12 protein-coding genes and 1 pseudogene are annotated in these 16,270 nt (G+C 44.8%); 6 read left to right on the top strand and 7 right to left on the bottom strand.

The annotated features are described in order from the left end of the window. Positions 1-579: 579 nt before the first annotated feature. Both MKS89_RS02745 and dacB read left to right on the top strand, forming a co-directional pair. The gene (locus tag MKS89_RS02745) at positions 580-1,602 is read left to right on the top strand and encodes a porin (protein ID WP_072961339.1); all 1,023 of its coding nucleotides are present in this window, start codon (positions 580-582) and stop codon (positions 1,600-1,602) included. A gap of 100 nt (positions 1,603-1,702) precedes the next feature. Then, on the top strand, positions 1,703-3,154 hold the full coding sequence (gene dacB, locus MKS89_RS02740) for a serine-type D-Ala-D-Ala carboxypeptidase (RefSeq protein ID WP_072961390.1): 1,452 nt from the start codon (positions 1,703-1,705) through the stop codon (positions 3,152-3,154). A 24-nt stretch (positions 3,155-3,178) separates the two neighbouring features. Here dacB and tyrS read toward each other — a convergent pair whose 3' ends face one another. Beyond that, positions 3,179-4,366, bottom strand: coding sequence for a tyrosine--tRNA ligase (gene tyrS, locus MKS89_RS02735; RefSeq protein WP_072961341.1), 1,188 nt, complete (start codon positions 4,364-4,366; stop codon positions 3,179-3,181). A 128-nt stretch (positions 4,367-4,494) separates the two neighbouring features. Here tyrS and shyC point away from each other — a divergent pair, with 128 nt between their 5' ends. Further along, positions 4,495-5,787: a peptidoglycan DD-endopeptidase ShyC gene (shyC, locus tag MKS89_RS02730; protein ID WP_072961344.1), complete on the top strand. Its 1,293-nt coding sequence runs from the start codon at positions 4,495-4,497 to the stop codon at positions 5,785-5,787. Positions 5,788-5,967: 180 nt separating this feature from the next. Here shyC and erpA read toward each other — a convergent pair whose 3' ends face one another. Continuing rightward, positions 5,968-6,309 (bottom strand): iron-sulfur cluster insertion protein ErpA, encoded by a 342-nt coding sequence (gene erpA / locus MKS89_RS02725; protein ID WP_027694229.1) that lies wholly within the window; start codon positions 6,307-6,309, stop codon positions 5,968-5,970. A 387-nt stretch (positions 6,310-6,696) separates the two neighbouring features. Here erpA and hemL point away from each other — a divergent pair, with 387 nt between their 5' ends. The 3 genes from hemL (at position 6,697) to rsmC (ending at position 10,373) form a co-directional block, all read left to right on the top strand. Further along, positions 6,697-7,986, top strand: a complete 1,290-nt coding sequence (gene hemL, locus MKS89_RS02720) for a glutamate-1-semialdehyde 2,1-aminomutase (protein WP_072961347.1) — start codon at positions 6,697-6,699, stop codon at positions 7,984-7,986. 200 nt (positions 7,987-8,186) lie between these two features. Continuing rightward, on the top strand, positions 8,187-9,260 hold the full coding sequence (locus MKS89_RS02715; RefSeq protein ID WP_072961350.1) for an AI-2E family transporter: 1,074 nt from the start codon (positions 8,187-8,189) through the stop codon (positions 9,258-9,260). Positions 9,261-9,332: 72 nt separating this feature from the next. Beyond that, positions 9,333-10,373: a 16S rRNA (guanine(1207)-N(2))-methyltransferase RsmC gene (gene rsmC, locus MKS89_RS02710; protein ID WP_072961353.1), complete on the top strand. Its 1,041-nt coding sequence runs from the start codon at positions 9,333-9,335 to the stop codon at positions 10,371-10,373. Between the two features lie 139 nt (positions 10,374-10,512). On the opposite strand, the gene MKS89_RS02705 is transcribed toward rsmC, so the two are convergent. The 5 genes and pseudogenes from MKS89_RS02705 to acnB all read right to left on the bottom strand — a co-directional run bounded on the left by MKS89_RS02705 (position 10,513) and on the right by acnB (position 16,238). Beyond that, complete coding sequence (locus tag MKS89_RS02705; protein ID WP_072961356.1) at positions 10,513-11,742, bottom strand: ammonium transporter; 1,230 nt, start codon at positions 11,740-11,742, stop codon at positions 10,513-10,515. 27 nt (positions 11,743-11,769) lie between these two features. Next, positions 11,770-12,108: a P-II family nitrogen regulator gene (glnK, locus tag MKS89_RS02700; RefSeq protein WP_021020598.1), complete on the bottom strand. Its 339-nt coding sequence runs from the start codon at positions 12,106-12,108 to the stop codon at positions 11,770-11,772. A gap of 239 nt (positions 12,109-12,347) precedes the next feature. Beyond that, positions 12,348-12,716, bottom strand: a complete 369-nt coding sequence (locus MKS89_RS02695; protein WP_072961393.1) for a YacL family protein — start codon at positions 12,714-12,716, stop codon at positions 12,348-12,350. Positions 12,717-12,979: 263 nt separating this feature from the next. After that, positions 12,980-13,443: pseudogene (gene tnpA / locus MKS89_RS02690) on the bottom strand (IS200/IS605 family transposase). Between the two features lie 194 nt (positions 13,444-13,637). Next, positions 13,638-16,238 carry a bifunctional aconitate hydratase 2/2-methylisocitrate dehydratase gene (gene acnB / locus MKS89_RS02685; protein WP_072959981.1) on the bottom strand — a complete coding sequence of 867 codons (2,601 nt, stop codon included), beginning with the start codon at positions 16,236-16,238 and terminating at the stop codon, positions 13,638-13,640. Positions 16,239-16,270 lie beyond the last annotated feature (32 nt).

The raw sequence follows: 16,270 nt of genomic DNA, 5'->3' as shown, positions 1-16,270 counted from the left end.
TCGAAACCAAAGTTATCTTTGGACAAAACAAAACTACCCAATCCCAAGGATTAGGTAGTTTTTCATTCAAATTGATTATCTCAGTGTAAACAAAGTTGGTCGTGAAATCATCTAAATTCAAGACCTCAATTTAGAAATCTTTGACACCGCCAAACCTGAACACTGACTTACCCATATAGAAAATTGATCCATGCCACAGAACATTATTCTAAATATGAAGCAAAAGTCGTAAAAAAAAATAAATATAGATTAAATTTTTCAAGTAACGGAACTTTATGACATGCATAAAAAATCATTTAAAAACAAATACTTGATATTTATTTATATTCAAAAAATACCGTTCATCGCGTCGATTTATATCATTTTACTAACTTCATCCCCACCTTTGCATGTACAACTAGGCTACGAAAAAGGCGAAAAGTTCAATGTTTCGTAGTTTTATATTTACGCTACGTTGCGCGCATTCGCATTACAGATGATGGACGATAGTCGCTCCGATACCTCGCTTAACAGGGCTTAACAGGTTAGACCGATTATGTTCTTCAACGTTTATGGACAGTAAATTTTAGGATTAACAAGATGAAAAAAACTCTGATCGCTCTTGCAGTGGCAGGTGCTGCAGTGGCAACTGGCGTGAACGCTGGTGAACTATACAACCAAGACGGCACATCCCTAACGATGAAAGGACGTGTCGAAGGCATTCTTTCTCTGAAAGATGGCGATGCATCAGACGAATCTCGTGCTCGTTTGGGTTTCTTAGGTAAACAAGAAATCAACGATAATCTGTATGGATTAGGCTATTTTGAAGGTCAATTTACATCTAATGATGGCAAACAAGATCCTACTACTCCAACGGTTCATACGCTGAAAAACGACGAGAATAGTGATTTCGACACTCGTTATGCTTATGCTGGCCTGGGTGGTACATACGGTGTCGTTACTTATGGTAAACAAGACGGCGTATTGACTCCGCTGTCTGATTTTACTGATATCATGTCATATCACGGTGACAACGCAGTTAAAAAATTAGTTGCGCTTGATCGTGTCGATAACCAATTAAAATATGCGGGTTCATTTGACAATCTGAATGTTTTTGCTGAATATCGTTTCGCTGACCGTATTGAGAACGCAACAACTGACACTATTGATAATAATGATCAAGATGGTTATGGTCTGTCTGCCACTTATGCACTGGCAAATATCGGTGTTGATTTAGGTTTAGGTTACGGTGCGCAAAACGACGACAATCAAATCGTTGCCACAGTTGCTTATACCCTGAATGATCTATACCTGTCAGCATTGTACAGCCACATCGATTTCGATGCAGCTGGTAAGGATAACTACGACGGTTATGAACTAGCAGCTTCTTATACCATCGACAAAACTAAACTGATCGCCACATATAACTATGGCGAAACAGATAAAGATGTAGCTAATTATCTTGCTCTAGAAGTTGCTTATTACTTCCAGCCAAACTTCCGCAGCTATGTGTCTTACAACATCAATATGCTTGATAAAGATGATGTTGACCTTGCCGGTAGCGCAATTGGTGATAATGGTACTGAAGATGATATGGTTGTAGGTCTACGCTACGACTTCTAATCTGAACCAGATTCAATACTCTTAAAACGCCCGCGCTAGCGGGCGTTTTTTTATCTGGTTATACTAGTCACATAACATCATTATATTAGGTTGCTTTGTGCTGCGGACGCTTCTGTTTACTATTACCTGTTTTGTTCTGAGCGCTGAATTGTGCGCCGCTCAGGCGACACCTTATGCCAGTCTGTTACCACCGACCAGCAGAACCGCTCTGATTGTTGAACAACTGGATACGCCCCTGCGAGAAGTCGATACCGATAGTCTGTCATTCTATCCCCCCGCCAGCACCATGAAACTGATTACTGCACTGGCTGCTAAATTAGAACTGGGCGATCAATTTCGTTTCAAGACTTTATTAGGCAAAGCAGACCATGATTGGGTGCTCCAATTTAGTGGTGATCCACAGCTCACAACCCATGACTTGAAACACATGTTTGTGACGTTGAAACAGCAAGGTATCAAAAAAATTGAGGGTAACTTGTGGCTCGATAATTCGTTATTCAGCGGCTATGAAAGGGCTGTCGGCTGGCCGTGGGATATTCTGGGGGTATGTTACAGCGCCCCATCGAGTGTCATCGTGTTAGACGAAAACTGTGTGCCCGGCTCAATTTATACACAAAAAGATGGCAATACTCGTGTTTATATTCCTGAACAATACCCCATTTATGTAACGACTCAGGCGAAAACCGTCTCATCACAAGAACAAAAACAACAGCTGTGCGATCTTGAGCTACGTAGTCGTGCCGAAAACAACTATCGCCTTTCAGGATGTCTGGTTCAGCGAAATTCACCGCTCCCCTTAAAATTTGCGATCCAGAATCCCAGCCTTTACGCGACTCGTATCGTTTACAGAATTCTGAATCACCTGGGGATCACGCTCACGGGAGAAGTGATCGTCGGACGCCCCCCAAAACCATTACAACAAGCCCTAGTTCAACATACATCTAAACCGCTCGTTGAGTTACTTGATACGATGCTGAAAGAGTCTGATAACCTAATTGCGAATAATGTGACGAAAACATTGGGTCATCAATTTTTTGTTCAGGCGGGCAGTTTTGCCAACGGCACAGAAGCAATCAAACAAATCTTATATGCCAAAGCAGGCATTGACCTTAAAAGTGCACAACTGGTTGATGGTTCTGGGTTGTCACGCAATAACCGAGTAACCGCCAATCAAATGGCTGAGGTTTTACATTATATTTGGCAGCATGATGCATCACTTCATCTGATCGAGTTGTTACCGGTTGCAGGACAAAGCGGTACGCTGAAATACCGGAAAAGTATGCGTTCTTCGATTGTCAGAGGTCATTTGAGTGCCAAAAGCGGCTCGCTATATGGCAGTTATAATATGGCGGGATATGGACTGGATAAAAAAGGGCAGCCTCAGGTGCTTTTCGTCCAGTTTGTCACCGACTACTTCCCTGATGATGATAAAGCAGAAACCGTTCAAACGCCGTCACCACTAGAGCAGTTTGAAGAACAACTGTATCGGGATATCATTCAGATGAGTCAGCAAAAGAAATCGTACCTCTCAAATATAAAGCCTGAATCATAACATCAGGCTTTATTTGAACGATATTTACTGGATGGTCACGCGGGCGAACTTGCGTTTGCCAACCTGAAGCACATAGGTGCCATGCTCAGGAATCCATTTGGTATCTTGGATTTTCTCACCAGCCGCCTTGGCAGCGCCTTGACGAATCATCCGCATGGCATCCGATGTTGAACCCACCAGACCTGCATCCTTCAGGATATTGCCGATGGCAATACCGGATGCAAATGTGAATTCAGGCATCTCATCAGGAATAGCACCTTTCTGGAACCGAGCAATGAACTCTTGCTCAGCCGCATCCGCTGCTGCTTCATCATGGAAACGTGCAATGATTTCTTTCGCCAGCAAGATTTTAATATCACGAGGATTCTTACCACCTGCAACATCTGACTTGAATTGCTGGATCTCAGAAAGAGGTCGGAATGACAACAAATCGTAATAACTCCACATCAACTCATCTGAAATCGACATGATTTTGCCAAACATTTCTTCGGGCGCCTCATCGATGCCGATATAGTTGTGAGCCGACTTCGACATTTTCTTCTCGCCGTCCAAACCAACGAGTAGTGGCATCATCAGTACAACCTGCTGTTTTTGACCGTGTGCTTTTTGCAATTCACGCCCCATCAGCAAATTAAACTTTTGGTCTGTCCCACCAAGCTCAACGTCGGTTTCCATCGCTACGGAATCATAGCCTTGCAGGAGCGGATACATAAATTCATGAATCGCAATCGCCTGACCACTATGATAACGCTTTTTAAAATCATCCCGCTCTAACATTCGGGCAACCGTCTGATTAGATGCCAGACGAAGCATTCCTTCGGCACCTAATTGAGAAAGCCACTCGGAATTAAACTGAATTTTTGTTTTTTCAGGATCGAGAATTTTAAAAACCTGCTCTTTGTATGTTTCAGCATTACGAATCACATCTTCGCGGGTCAATGGCGGGCGCGTGGTATTTTTTCCTGTCGGATCACCAACCATACCGGTAAAATCACCGATAAGGAAAGTCACCTCATGTCCCAGATCCTGAAATGCACGTAACTTATTCAGGATAACAGTATGGCCCAAATGAATATCCGGTGCAGTTGGATCAGCACCCAACTTAATTCTTAACGGACGGCCCTCTTTCAGTTTTGCGATCAATTCCTCTTCAGGAATCAACTCCTCAACACCGCGCTTGATTTCAGCTAATGCGGTTTCAATTGTCGCCATTCTCGTTCACTCCACAAATTTGGCAGAAATTTATTAGTTAGACATATTACTTGAATAGCGATGCATTTTGAAACCAGTTAAACTATTGTTCTAAGGATTTTATGAACCATCGGTAAAACGCTGTCTATATGTTGTCTATTTTTGCTCGTCTGCCACGATTACATCAAATACTGATTGGGTGTTTCTCCGCTTTAATCGTGATCGCTATTTTTTTTCTGCCCAATCCCCAAGAGCTTCAAGGAAAAGAAAAGCATCTCGAAATCGGTCGTCATTATCCACTCTCAATCAATGCAGAAGCGCTTTCTCCCGGAGTAGCGATTGCACCGACAGCAACGCTCAGATGGGAACAATATCAGGTAAAGTCCGGAGAGAGTGCCGCCGTTTTGTTTCAGCGTATCGGGCTATCATCACGTCTTTTGTATGAATTAACCGCCAGTGATCCGGAGATCAAACAGCAACTCACCCGACTCCGCCCCGGAGACGAACTCAGCTTCGGTTTTGATGAAAATGATCAACTGGTGCAATTGCGACGAAGTCTTTCGACCTACGAAGCGTTCATGATTACCAAGTCAGAGCATGGCTTTACCGCGAAATTAGATAAAAAAGAAGTGCACTATCAATATAATTACGCTGAAGCCCAAATTACATCTAACTTCTGGAATGCTGCGGTCAATGCAGGTTTAACCCCGAATCAAATTATGGCGCTGGCTGGTATTTTTGGTTGGGACATTGACTTTGCCTTGGATATTCGCAAAGGAGATACGTTCAGCCTGCTCTATCTGGAAGAGGTCGTCGAAGGTGAAATTGTCGGTAAGGGCAATATCATTGCCGCAACGTTTACCAATCAGGGCACGACATTTAAAGCGATTATCAACGATGAGAATGGTGATTATTATGATGAGAATGGACGAGCCATGAAGAAAGCATTCTTGCGCTCCCCGCTCGATTTTCGTCGTGTTTCATCAAACTTCAACCCACGCAGGCTGCATCCGGTGACCGGCAGAGTCAGACCTCATCGCGGTACAGATTACGTTGCTCCGGTCGGAACACCCATTTGGGCAGCCGGTGATGGTGTCGTCGTGAAGTCGAGTTATAACCGCTTCAACGGGAATTATGTCTTTATCAAACACAGTAATACCTATATGACCAAATACCTTCACCTGAAACGCCGATATGTGAAAACCGGCCAACGGGTGAAACAAGGACAAAAAATCGGTGCTCTGGGTGGTACAGGCCGAGTCACAGGGCCACACCTGCACTACGAATTCCTCGTTCATGGCGTACACAAAAATCCACGGACAGTGTCTCTTCCTCAATCGGCATCACTTTTGGGACAATCGAAACAGACATTTATCGCCAATGCTAAAATCAGATTACAACAGCTAGAACGCTTCAGTCATCTGATGTATGCCAAACGTTAAGGTGTCACTGCGTTACACAACAATGGTTGAGTCTGTGTAATATTAATATTCGTCGGGCTTTGAACAATATGATTGAGCAATATCGATGGACAGTGAACGGGCGAATTAGAATTTGAACACGGAACAGCCATGTCGGCTCGAATACGACGATCCGACATGGTTCATCAGGATGAGACAGCGTCAGACACTAAATGAGGCACCACAACCACACGTAGTTGTCGCATTTGGGTTATTGACGAAAAAGCGAGACCCTTCAAGTCCTTCGGTATAATCAACCTCGCCACCAATCAGATATTGCAGACTCATTGGATCAACCACCAATGTAACGCCACAATTTTCGATAGTCATATCCCCATCATTTACATTCTCATCAAACGTAAATCCATACTGAAAACCGCTACAACCACCACCGGTAATATAAACCCGTAGTTTGAGCTCCTGATTTTCTTCTTCGGCAATTAACGCTTTCACGCGCTTCGCTGCCGCATCAGAAAATGTCAGCGGTATATTTAAATCACTCACAACGACCTCTCTCATGCTTCGATATCTCTTGCTAACATAGTTTCAGTCAACAGAACCGCAGTCAACATTGTTGCATCAGATATACTTTATTATCCGCCTTGATTATCTAATACCTGACTGAGTCGTTCAAGTATTCACCGCATACATCAAACAAACTTTCTTTTTCAGATGACAATGAGCGCCCCAACCGCCCCGTAACGTGATAGCCCGGCCACACAAAACTTTGGCATCATTCAGAATGATCGACCAAACAGACACAAATTCAGTAACAAGGTGTATTCATCTATTGGCATTTCAGGAAAAAATCGAAAAAAATATTTCTCTTCGAACGATGAATAGTACAATGCTTGCCAAGTTGGTCCAACCACTCAAAAGAGGATAATCCCCATGACCAAATCATCTGATCTATATCAACAGGCACAAACCACCATTCCCGGTGGTGTAAATTCGCCAGTACGCGCCTTTAATGGTGTCGGTGGCACGCCGATTTTTATCGACAGAGCAGACGGTCCATTCGTTTTTGACGTTGATGGTAGAGCTTATATCGACTACGTCGGTTCATGGGGTCCAATGATTCTAGGTCATAATCATGGCGTCATTCGTGAGTCGGTGATTGGCGCGGTACAAAAAGGATTGAGTTTTGGTGCACCGACTGAACAAGAAATAGCGATTGCTGAACTGGTTTCACAACTCGTTCCATCGATGGAACAGTTACGCATGGTCAACTCCGGCACAGAAGCGACTATGAGTGCCATCCGTCTGGCACGCGGATATACCGGCCGCGATAAAATTATCAAATTCGAGGGATGTTACCACGGTCATGCTGATAGTCTTCTGGTTAAAGCTGGATCTGGTGCGCTCACGCTGGGTCAGCCCAGCTCTCCCGGAGTACCTGCTGACTTTGCCAAATATACATTAACGGCTCGTTTTAATGATCTCGACTCAGTCAAAGCTTTATTCGATGCCAATGAAGGCGAAATTGCCTGCATTATTGTCGAACCCGTTGCCGGTAACATGAACTGCATTCCACCGGTTGAAGGTTTCCTTGAAGGGCTCAGAACCCTCTGTGATGATGCCGGCGCCTTGTTGATTTTTGATGAAGTCATGACGGGATTCCGGGTTGCCTTGGGTGGCGCTCAAGCACACTATAATATCAAGCCTGACTTAACCACGTTAGGTAAGGTCATAGGAGGCGGGATGCCCGTCGGTGCTTTTGGTGGCCGAAAAGAGATCATGCAGTATATCGCACCAACCGGCCCCGTTTATCAGGCAGGAACACTCTCTGGAAATCCAGTCGCGATGGCTGCCGGTTATGCATGTCTTAGTCTGTTAAAAGAAGAAGGCAACGAAAAACGCCTGGCATCGAAAACCAAACAGCTTGCAGATGGTTTTAAGTTTTTTGCTGACAAACATGGTATTCCACTGCTGGTACATCAGGTCGGTGGGATGTTCGGCTTTTTCTTTACCGAGCAACAACAAGTCACCTGCTATGAAGATGTCGCCCGTTGTGATGTTGAGAAATTTAAACGCTTCTTCCATCTGATGCTTGATCATGGTGTCTATATGGCTCCATCAGCGTTTGAAGCCAGTTTTACTTCGCTGGCACACTCCTCTCAGGAAATAGAAGCGACATTAGAAGCCGTCGATCGTTGTTTCGCCATGATGGCAAACGACTAAGCGACTTCACAATAACCAGATTTCAGGCGCTCCCACCAGAGCGCCTTTTCTTTACCAGATTTCTCGCTAAAATCTCCGGATAGAGACAATTTATGGCAGGTGTTTACCATTTCTAACATGCCGATGATTGATAACAACCTGAATTATCGTCATGATACAGACCTATATTTGAAATATAAGTCATCGAAGGTAGAAATAACGTGAATACCATCTCTAGTCATCGAGTGATTATCGCTGCATTGCTTGTTGCAGCCATCGCATGTTATCTGCTCATCGAGCCCTATATCAATTCGATTATGCTGGCTTTTATTATTTCTTTACTGATTTATCCGCTCCATCAATATCTGGAACGTAAACTGAATCCTTATCGAAATTTCGCTTCATTTTTATCCTGCGTCATTCTGACTTTTATTATTGTGCTGCCACTATTATTGGTGTTCGGTGCCATTGCTCAACAAGGCGCTCGTTTCTCGCAGACGCTTTATCAGTGGGTGACTCACGGTGGTGTTCAGGAAATTTTCAATCATCCTTGGGTTGTCAAAGCGATGGACTTTGCGAACACCTACTTACCTTTTGATACCATTGATCCAGCCGCGATTGCTGAAAGAGTCGCCAAAATGTCTAGTCAGGCCGGTACACAGCTTGTCGGTGTCAGCGCCAAACTCGTTGGTGATGCGACAGCATTTATCATGGATTTTTTCCTGATGCTGTTTGTGCTGTTTTTCCTGCTACGCGATTATGAAAAAATCATCACCACATTGCGCCATGTTCTGCCCCTGTCTCGCAGTCAGGAGGATCGATTGCTGGAAGAGATAGAGAAAGTGTCGAAGTCAGCAGTGATGGGCTCCTTTCTGACGGCGCTCGCGCAGGGTGTTGCCGGAGGTCTCGGGATGTGGCTTGCGGGTTTCCCCGGTCTGTTCTGGGGCACGATGATTGGCTTTGCTTCCTTTATTCCGATTGTCGGTACTGCATTGATATGGATACCAGCCAGTGCTTATCTGTTGCTGACCAACGATATTTCCTGGGGGATTTTCCTCGCAGTCTGGAGTATCGTCGTCGTCGGCTCAATTGATAACTTACTACGCCCCTTTCTGATGCAAGGAAGCTCGGGGATGAATACCCTCATGATCTTTTTCTCATTACTTGGAGGTATTCATCTGTTCGGTTTGATGGGATTAGTCTACGGCCCTCTGATCTTTGCGATCACCATTGTACTGTTCAATATCTATGAAGAAGAGTTCCAGTCATTTCTGAACCGACAGGATAAAAGCTAAATAACTTCAAGCCATCCACAGATTGTGAGAAAATCGCGCATCTTTTTGTGATATCGAATGTAGAGCACAATCATGTCGAGCGAATATTTTTCAGCCCAGAATTCAGCCCCAAGCCAAATTGCTGAACGTCAACTCTCCTATTTTCAGGGAAAACATCTCCTGGTTGCCGGAGAGATCGAAGATCAGTTTCCCCTGCAACTGCGACAAACTTGTCAGTCTGTCGCCATCTTTACCACTCACTATGGCTATTATCGGCAGATCGCGGACGATTCAAACGTTACGGCCTACTTTGGCGCAACATTGAGTGATGACTGTCATGCCGATATGGTATTGCTCTACTGGCCAAAAGCGAAGCAGGAAGCAGCATACCTGCTTGCAATGCTGATGACCAAACTCGGTCCGGGGACTGAAATTGTGGTGGTCGGCGAAAATCGCTCTGGCATAAAAAGCATTGAAACATTATTCGCATCCTACGGAATAATTCGTAAATATGATGCGGCACGCCGCTGCTCTTTCTACTGGGGAGAATGTAGCCAGACGCCAGAGCAGTTCAATATGCAGGACTGGTTTAAAACTTACACCGTCAATTATCGGCAAAAAGAGCTTATCGTGAAAAGCCTGCCCGGGGTGTTCAGTCATGGGGAGTTAGATCTTGGCAGTCAGCTATTGTTGGATAATCTATCCGACATGCACGGAGACGTCTTAGATTTCGGATGTGGTGCCGGTGTCATTGGTACTGTCATTGCCGCACAATATCCATCAGTCACCCTATCGATGTGTGATGTCAGTGCATTAGCCATTGAATCCAGTAAAGCAACGCTGGCTGCAAACGGACTGAGCGGTCATGTTTTCCCATCAGATATCTATTCAGATGTGACTGATCGTTACGATCATCTCATCAGTAACCCACCGTTTCATTCCGGACTGGGGACCAGTTATCATGCCAGTGAAACATTCCTGACTCAGTCCCCTCATTATTTAAAACCACGAGGCAAGTTATCGATTGTTGCCAACAGTTTCCTCAAATATCCCCCGCTGATTGAACAAACACTGGGAAGTTGTGACACGCTAGCCAAAACCAATAAGTTTGCCGTTTATCAAGCAACCTATTAATTCTATTTATCATTGTGATTTGATTCATGCTTGGCTCAACATCTTTACATTCAGCGCAATATACTCGCTCAGCGACATAAAAAAACCTGCCCGAAAAGGGCAGGTTTTGATCATATAGATAGCTTGACTCTGGGAGAAATTATTTCGAAGTCACGAATTCAGGATAAGCGCCGACACCACAATCGTGCATGTCCATTCCTTCCATCTCTTCTTCTTCTGTGACACGAATTCCCATGGTTGCTTTGAGAATACCCCAAACAATCAGGCTGGTACCAAATACCCAAGCAAAGATAACCACCGCACCCAGTAATTGAGAACCAAATGATGCATCCGCATTGCTGACTGGCACAGCCATCAAGCCAAACAGACCACAAACACCGTGAACAGAAATCGCACCCACTGGATCATCGATTTTTAATTTATCCAACGCGACAATCGCAAAGACAACAATCACACCGGCAACAGCACCAATGGCAACCGAGTACATTGGCGACGGAGAAAGTGGATCAGCCGTAATCGCAACTAAACCAGCCAGCGCACCATTCAGTACCATGGTTAAATCCGCTTTACCCCAAGTGGTTTTACAAACTAATAATGCGGCTAATGCACCTGCTGACGCAGCAGCATTGGTATTCAAGAAGATCTTACCGACCGCTGACGCATTGGCAGCATCCGAAATCATCAACTGTGAACCACCGTTGAAACCAAACCAACCGAACCACAAAATGAAGGTACCCAGTGTTGCCAACGGCATGTTTGACCCCGGAATCGGATGAACTTCACCATTTTTACCATATTTGCCTTTGCGGGCACCCAGTAGCAAAACACCCGCTAAAGCAGCCGCTGCACCAGCCATATGAACAATACCTGAGCCAGCAAAATCACTGAAACCAGCAGCAGAAAGGAAACCACCACCCCATGTCCAGTAACCTTCAACAGGATAGATAAAGCCAGTCAGTACCACAGCGAAAATCAAGAATGCCCACAGTTTCATCCGCTCAGCCACCGCGCCAGAAACAACGGACATCGCTGTTGCAACAAACACAACCTGGAAGAAGAAATCTGATTCTAAAGAGTGGTCTGCATCTGCAGCTTGAGAGCCGATTAATCCACCAATTGAAGGCAACCAGCCCCCATCAGCATTATCAACATACATAATGTGATAGCCGACGATGAGATATAACGTACAAGCAATCGCGTACAATACAAAGTTTTTCGTCAGAATCTCAGTCGTATTTTTTGAACGAACCAAACCTGATTCCAGCATTGCAAATCCAGCAGCCATCCACATGACCAGTGCGCCCGAAATGAGGAAGTAAAAGGTATCAAGCGCGTAACGTAACTCCGTTACTGTTACTGATAATTCCATAATAGTCTCTCCAATCCTTAGAATCTTTTAAAGTGCTTCTGAATCTGTTTCACCGGTACGGATTCGTACCGCTTGGCTCAGATCATAAACAAAAATCTTACCATCACCGATTTTTCCTGTGTGTGCTGCTTTCATGATGGCTTCAACGACACGGTCAACATTGTCTCCCTGTGTTGCGATTTCAAGTTTGACTTTCGGGAGAAAATCAACCTGATACTCGGCGCCACGATAAAGCTCGGTATGGCCTTTCTGACGACCGAATCCCTTCACTTCTGAGACGGTCATTCCCTCGATCCCCACATCAGATAAGGCCTCACGGACATCGTCTAATTTAAAAGGTTTTATAATTGCATTAATTAATTTCATGGCGTCCTCTCTCGAGCTGTACTCCGGTTACTGACTCTTGAATCCAAGGTACGTGCCAACTTTTTAACTAATTGATTATAATCGATAAAATTAACAGCAGGAGTAAAACCCAATCACCGTCGCATCAATATGGTGCAACGGTTTCACAAAAATAAAGCGGGTTTCGAAAAGTTCACCACAGTTGTGCAAAGTGAAATGATTTGTTTCGGGATAAAACGATTGGTGTGGGCTGAAGATAATTAATTTTGCGTAAACTGTTGCCATTGCATAAGCATCGATTCGAAATCATCGAGACCACAAGTCGCGATACTTTCACTCTCATATAACTCAAATTCATCTTCAAAATCATGATGATTGGCGTGTGTCAGGGTATTTTCAAAAATCGTCACTTCACCTTCCAGAATCTTGAGTGATATCTCTCTGCCAAACCAGACTTGTTCAGTGAGATCATCTTGATATGCGGATTGCAGCAATTGTAAAATCTGCTCAATCATTGTGCGCTCCGCGTTTATTTCATCTTCAAGAAAACGAGAAATAACTGCGTGCTCCATATTAAATGCAGCGTAATACTCACCTAATAAAATATTTTTTCTAAATTCAAATTCCATAATACCGAGATTCATCGAGATACAGTCAAACCAACACCTAGTATATACGGAAGTCGCATCAGATACAGGTACCTGTCCTCCTGCATCCGCATCATTGTTCACAGACGATTCGCTCAGCTAGGCATCAAAATAGAATATAAGAGAAAGAAATTTCTGATAAAAAGTATCCACCGGCATAGCCGGTGGTTTTTCATATGCGCCTATAAGGCTCTCCTACTGGCTGCGCCCTAGCAGGCGCGTAGTGATCTGACATTTGCATATGACTAATTCCTGCGGCCCGTAAACGGGCTACCTGAATACGGGATCGACAATTGCTCTCCCATTTTATCCTGCTCTAGTTGGTGCTTGATGTAATTTTGTATCTTGCTCGTATTCTTACCTACCGTATCTACATAATAACCTCGGCACCAAAATTCTCGATTTCTATATTTAAACTTCAAATCCCCGAATCGTTCATAAAGCATTAGGCTACTTTTACCTTTCAAATACCCCATAAACCCTGAAACACTCATTTTGGGCGGTATTTCTAAAAGCATGTGGATATGATTCGCGCAACATTCCACACTTCAAGAATGTTCACATTTTTCCATTCACATAGTTTCCTCAATATTTCACCTATTGCTCTACGTTTTTCTCCGTAGAACACTTGCCTTCTATATTTCGGTGCAAAGACTATGTGGTATTTACAGTTCCAGCGCGTGTGCGCTAAGCTCTTTTCGTCCCCCATTGGGACCCCCTTTCAATTCTTAATTAACTCTTGTAGTTGCCAGACCACAAGACGTTTTTATCAAATTGAAAGGGGTTATATAACTGACTTATAGCTGTAAGCTTTACGGAACCCCCAGCCTAGCTGGGGGTTTTCTCTATACAAAAAAATCCCTCCATACGGAGGGATTGATCTCAATTCAACAGCACCAGAACTTATGCAGGCTCTTGGAAAATCACAGTGTCTGCTTTTTCGGTATACTGATTCATCTTATGGAAGTTCAGATAACGATAGGTATCCGCAGCCGTCGCATCGATTTTCGCAGCGTACTCAAGGTACTCTTGCGTGGTTGGAATGCGTCCCAATATTGCACCAACGGCTGACAGCTCCGCAGACGCAAGGAAAACATTCGCACCAGCACCAAGGCGGTTCGGGAAGTTACGGGTTGAGGTAGACATCACCGTTGATTTATCAGCAACCCGGGCTTGGTTACCCATACACAGAGAGCACCCAGGCGTTTCGATTCGAACTCCGGCACGGCCAAAAATACCGTAATAGCCTTCTTCAACCAGTTGGTCTTTATCCATTTTGGTTGGCGGAGCTACCCACAAGCGTGTTTCTAACTGACCAGAGTAATTATCCAGCAGTTTACCCGCGGCACGGAAATGGCCAATGTTCGTCATACAAGAACCGATAAAGACTTCATCAATCGGTGTGCCTTGCACTTCTGACAGTAAGCGGGCGTCATCCGGATCGTTTGGTGCACACAAAATCGGCTCATTGATATCGTCTAAATCGATTTCCAGCACATGTGCATAATCAGCATTGTCGTCAGCATGCATCATCTCTGGCTTATCCAGCCATTCTTGCATAGCACGCACACGACGCTCGATCGTCCGCACATCACCATAACCTTCAGAAGCCATCCATTTAAGCATCACAATGTTCGATTGCAGATATTCTTCAATCGACTCTTGAGACAGTTTAACCGTACAACCCGCAGCACTCCGTTCAGCTGAAGCATCAGACAACTCAAACGCTTGCTCAACAGTTAAATGCTCCAACCCTTCAATTTCGAGGATCCGGCCTGAGAATTCATTGATCTTACCTGATTTCGCAACCGTGAGCAGACCATCTTGAATCGCAAAATAAGGAATCGCATGAACCAAATCACGCAGCGTGATTCCCGGCTTCATTTTACCTTTAAAACGCACCAAGACCGATTCAGGCATATCCAACGGCATAACACCCGTTGCAGCAGCAAACGCCACCAAACCAGACCCTGCCGGGAAAGAGATACCCAGAGGGAAACGGGTATGTGAATCACCACCGGTTCCGACTGTATCCGGCAACAACATACGGTTGAGCCATGAGTGGATGATACCATCGCCCGGACGGAGAGATACGCCGCCGCGATTCATAATAAAATCAGGTAACGTGTGGTGCGTATTTACATCCACAGGCTTCGGATAAGCCGAAGTGTGACAGAATGACTGCATCACCAAGTCAGCCGAGAAGCCGAGACACGCCAAATCTTTCAGTTCATCGCGCGTCATTGGACCGGTGGTATCTTGCGATCCCACAGTCGTCATTTTTGGTTCACAGTAAGTACCGGGGCGAACGCCCTCAACACCGCAGGCTTTACCAACCATTTTCTGAGCCAGAGTAAAGCCTTTGCCGCTGTCTTTCACCGGTGAAGGACGACGGAAAACATCTGACACTTCAAGACCAAGGGATTCACGTGCTTTCTCGGTTAAACCACGGCCGATAATGAGTGGAATCCGGCCACCGGCACGCACTTCATCAATCAGAACATTTGTTTTCAGTTTGAACTCAGCCAACACCTTATCGGTACCGTGTTCACAAACTTTGCCTTCATAGGGGTAGATATCGATCACATCGCCCATATTGAGCTTGGAGACATCCACTTCGATCGGCAATGCGCCCGCATCTTCCATGGTGTTAAAGAAAATCGGTGCAATTTTACCACCGAGGACATAACCACCCGCACGTTTGTTCGGTACATAAGGAATGTCTTCGCCCATAAACCATAGCACTGAGTTCGTTGCCGACTTCCTTGAGGAACCCGTCCCGACGACATCACCGACATAAACCAGTGGATGTCCTTTATCTTTCAACAGCGCTTCCATTTGTTTGACGGGGCCGACTTTCCCAACATCATCGGGTTCAATGCCTTCACGCTCATTTTTGAGCATTGCTAAAGCATGAACAGGAATATCAGGGCGAGACCATGCATCTTGTGCCGGAGACAAATCATCAGTATTGGTCTCTCCGGTCACTTTAAATACAGTCAAGGTTACCTTTTCAGGCATACTTTCTTTCGACAAGAACCACTCGGCATCAGCCCAAGATTGAAGTACCTGTTGAGCATGGGTATTTCCTGCTTTGGCTTTTTCTTCGACATCATAGAAAGCATCAAACATCAACAGCGTATGAGATAAAGCCTTCGCAGCTGTAGGGGCTAATATTTCATCATCAAGAAAAGAAACCAGTGGTTCGATGTTGTATCCACCTTGCATCGTTCCCAGCAGCTCAGTTGCTTTGACTCGATCAATCAACGGAGAGGTCACTTCTCCTTTTGCCACAGCAGCAAGAAAACCAGCTTTGACATAAGCAGCTTCATCAACACCAGGGGGAATACGATTTTCAAGCAGATCAAGAATGAATGCTTCTTCTCCTTGCGGAGGAGACTTTAATAACTCAACCAGACCAGAAACTTGTTCAGCATCCAGAGGTTTAGGAACAACTCCTTCTGCGGCACGCTCTTCGACGTGTTTACGATAGGCTTCAAGCACGACTTTTTCCTCTCATTGCGGTTCATTCACTT

This window comes from Vibrio gazogenes (genome assembly GCF_023920225.1).
GTDB classification, from domain to species: Bacteria; Pseudomonadota; Gammaproteobacteria; order Enterobacterales; family Vibrionaceae; genus Vibrio; species Vibrio gazogenes.
Note: the sequence above shows the minus strand (reverse complement) of the source record. Positions and strands in the feature narration are given on the sequence as shown.

What these genes read in the sequence shown, in the direction of transcription:
- MKS89_RS02695 (WP_072961393.1), bottom strand. Translation starts at nt 12,716, where the DNA reads ATGGAATTTGAATTTAGAAAAAATATTTTATTAGGTGAGTATTACGCT.
- MKS89_RS02745 (WP_072961339.1), top strand. Translation starts at nt 580, where the DNA reads ATGAAAAAAACTCTGATCGCTCTTGCAGTGGCAGGTGCTGCAGTGGCA.
- rsmC (WP_072961353.1), top strand. Translation starts at nt 9,333, where the DNA reads ATGTCGAGCGAATATTTTTCAGCCCAGAATTCAGCCCCAAGCCAAATT.
- hemL (WP_072961347.1), top strand. Translation starts at nt 6,697, where the DNA reads ATGACCAAATCATCTGATCTATATCAACAGGCACAAACCACCATTCCC.
- MKS89_RS02705 (WP_072961356.1), bottom strand. Translation starts at nt 11,742, where the DNA reads ATGGAATTATCAGTAACAGTAACGGAGTTACGTTACGCGCTTGATACC.
- shyC (WP_072961344.1), top strand. Translation starts at nt 4,495, where the DNA reads ATGTTGTCTATTTTTGCTCGTCTGCCACGATTACATCAAATACTGATT.
- glnK (WP_021020598.1), bottom strand. Translation starts at nt 12,108, where the DNA reads ATGAAATTAATTAATGCAATTATAAAACCTTTTAAATTAGACGATGTC.
- tyrS (WP_072961341.1), bottom strand. Translation starts at nt 4,366, where the DNA reads ATGGCGACAATTGAAACCGCATTAGCTGAAATCAAGCGCGGTGTTGAG.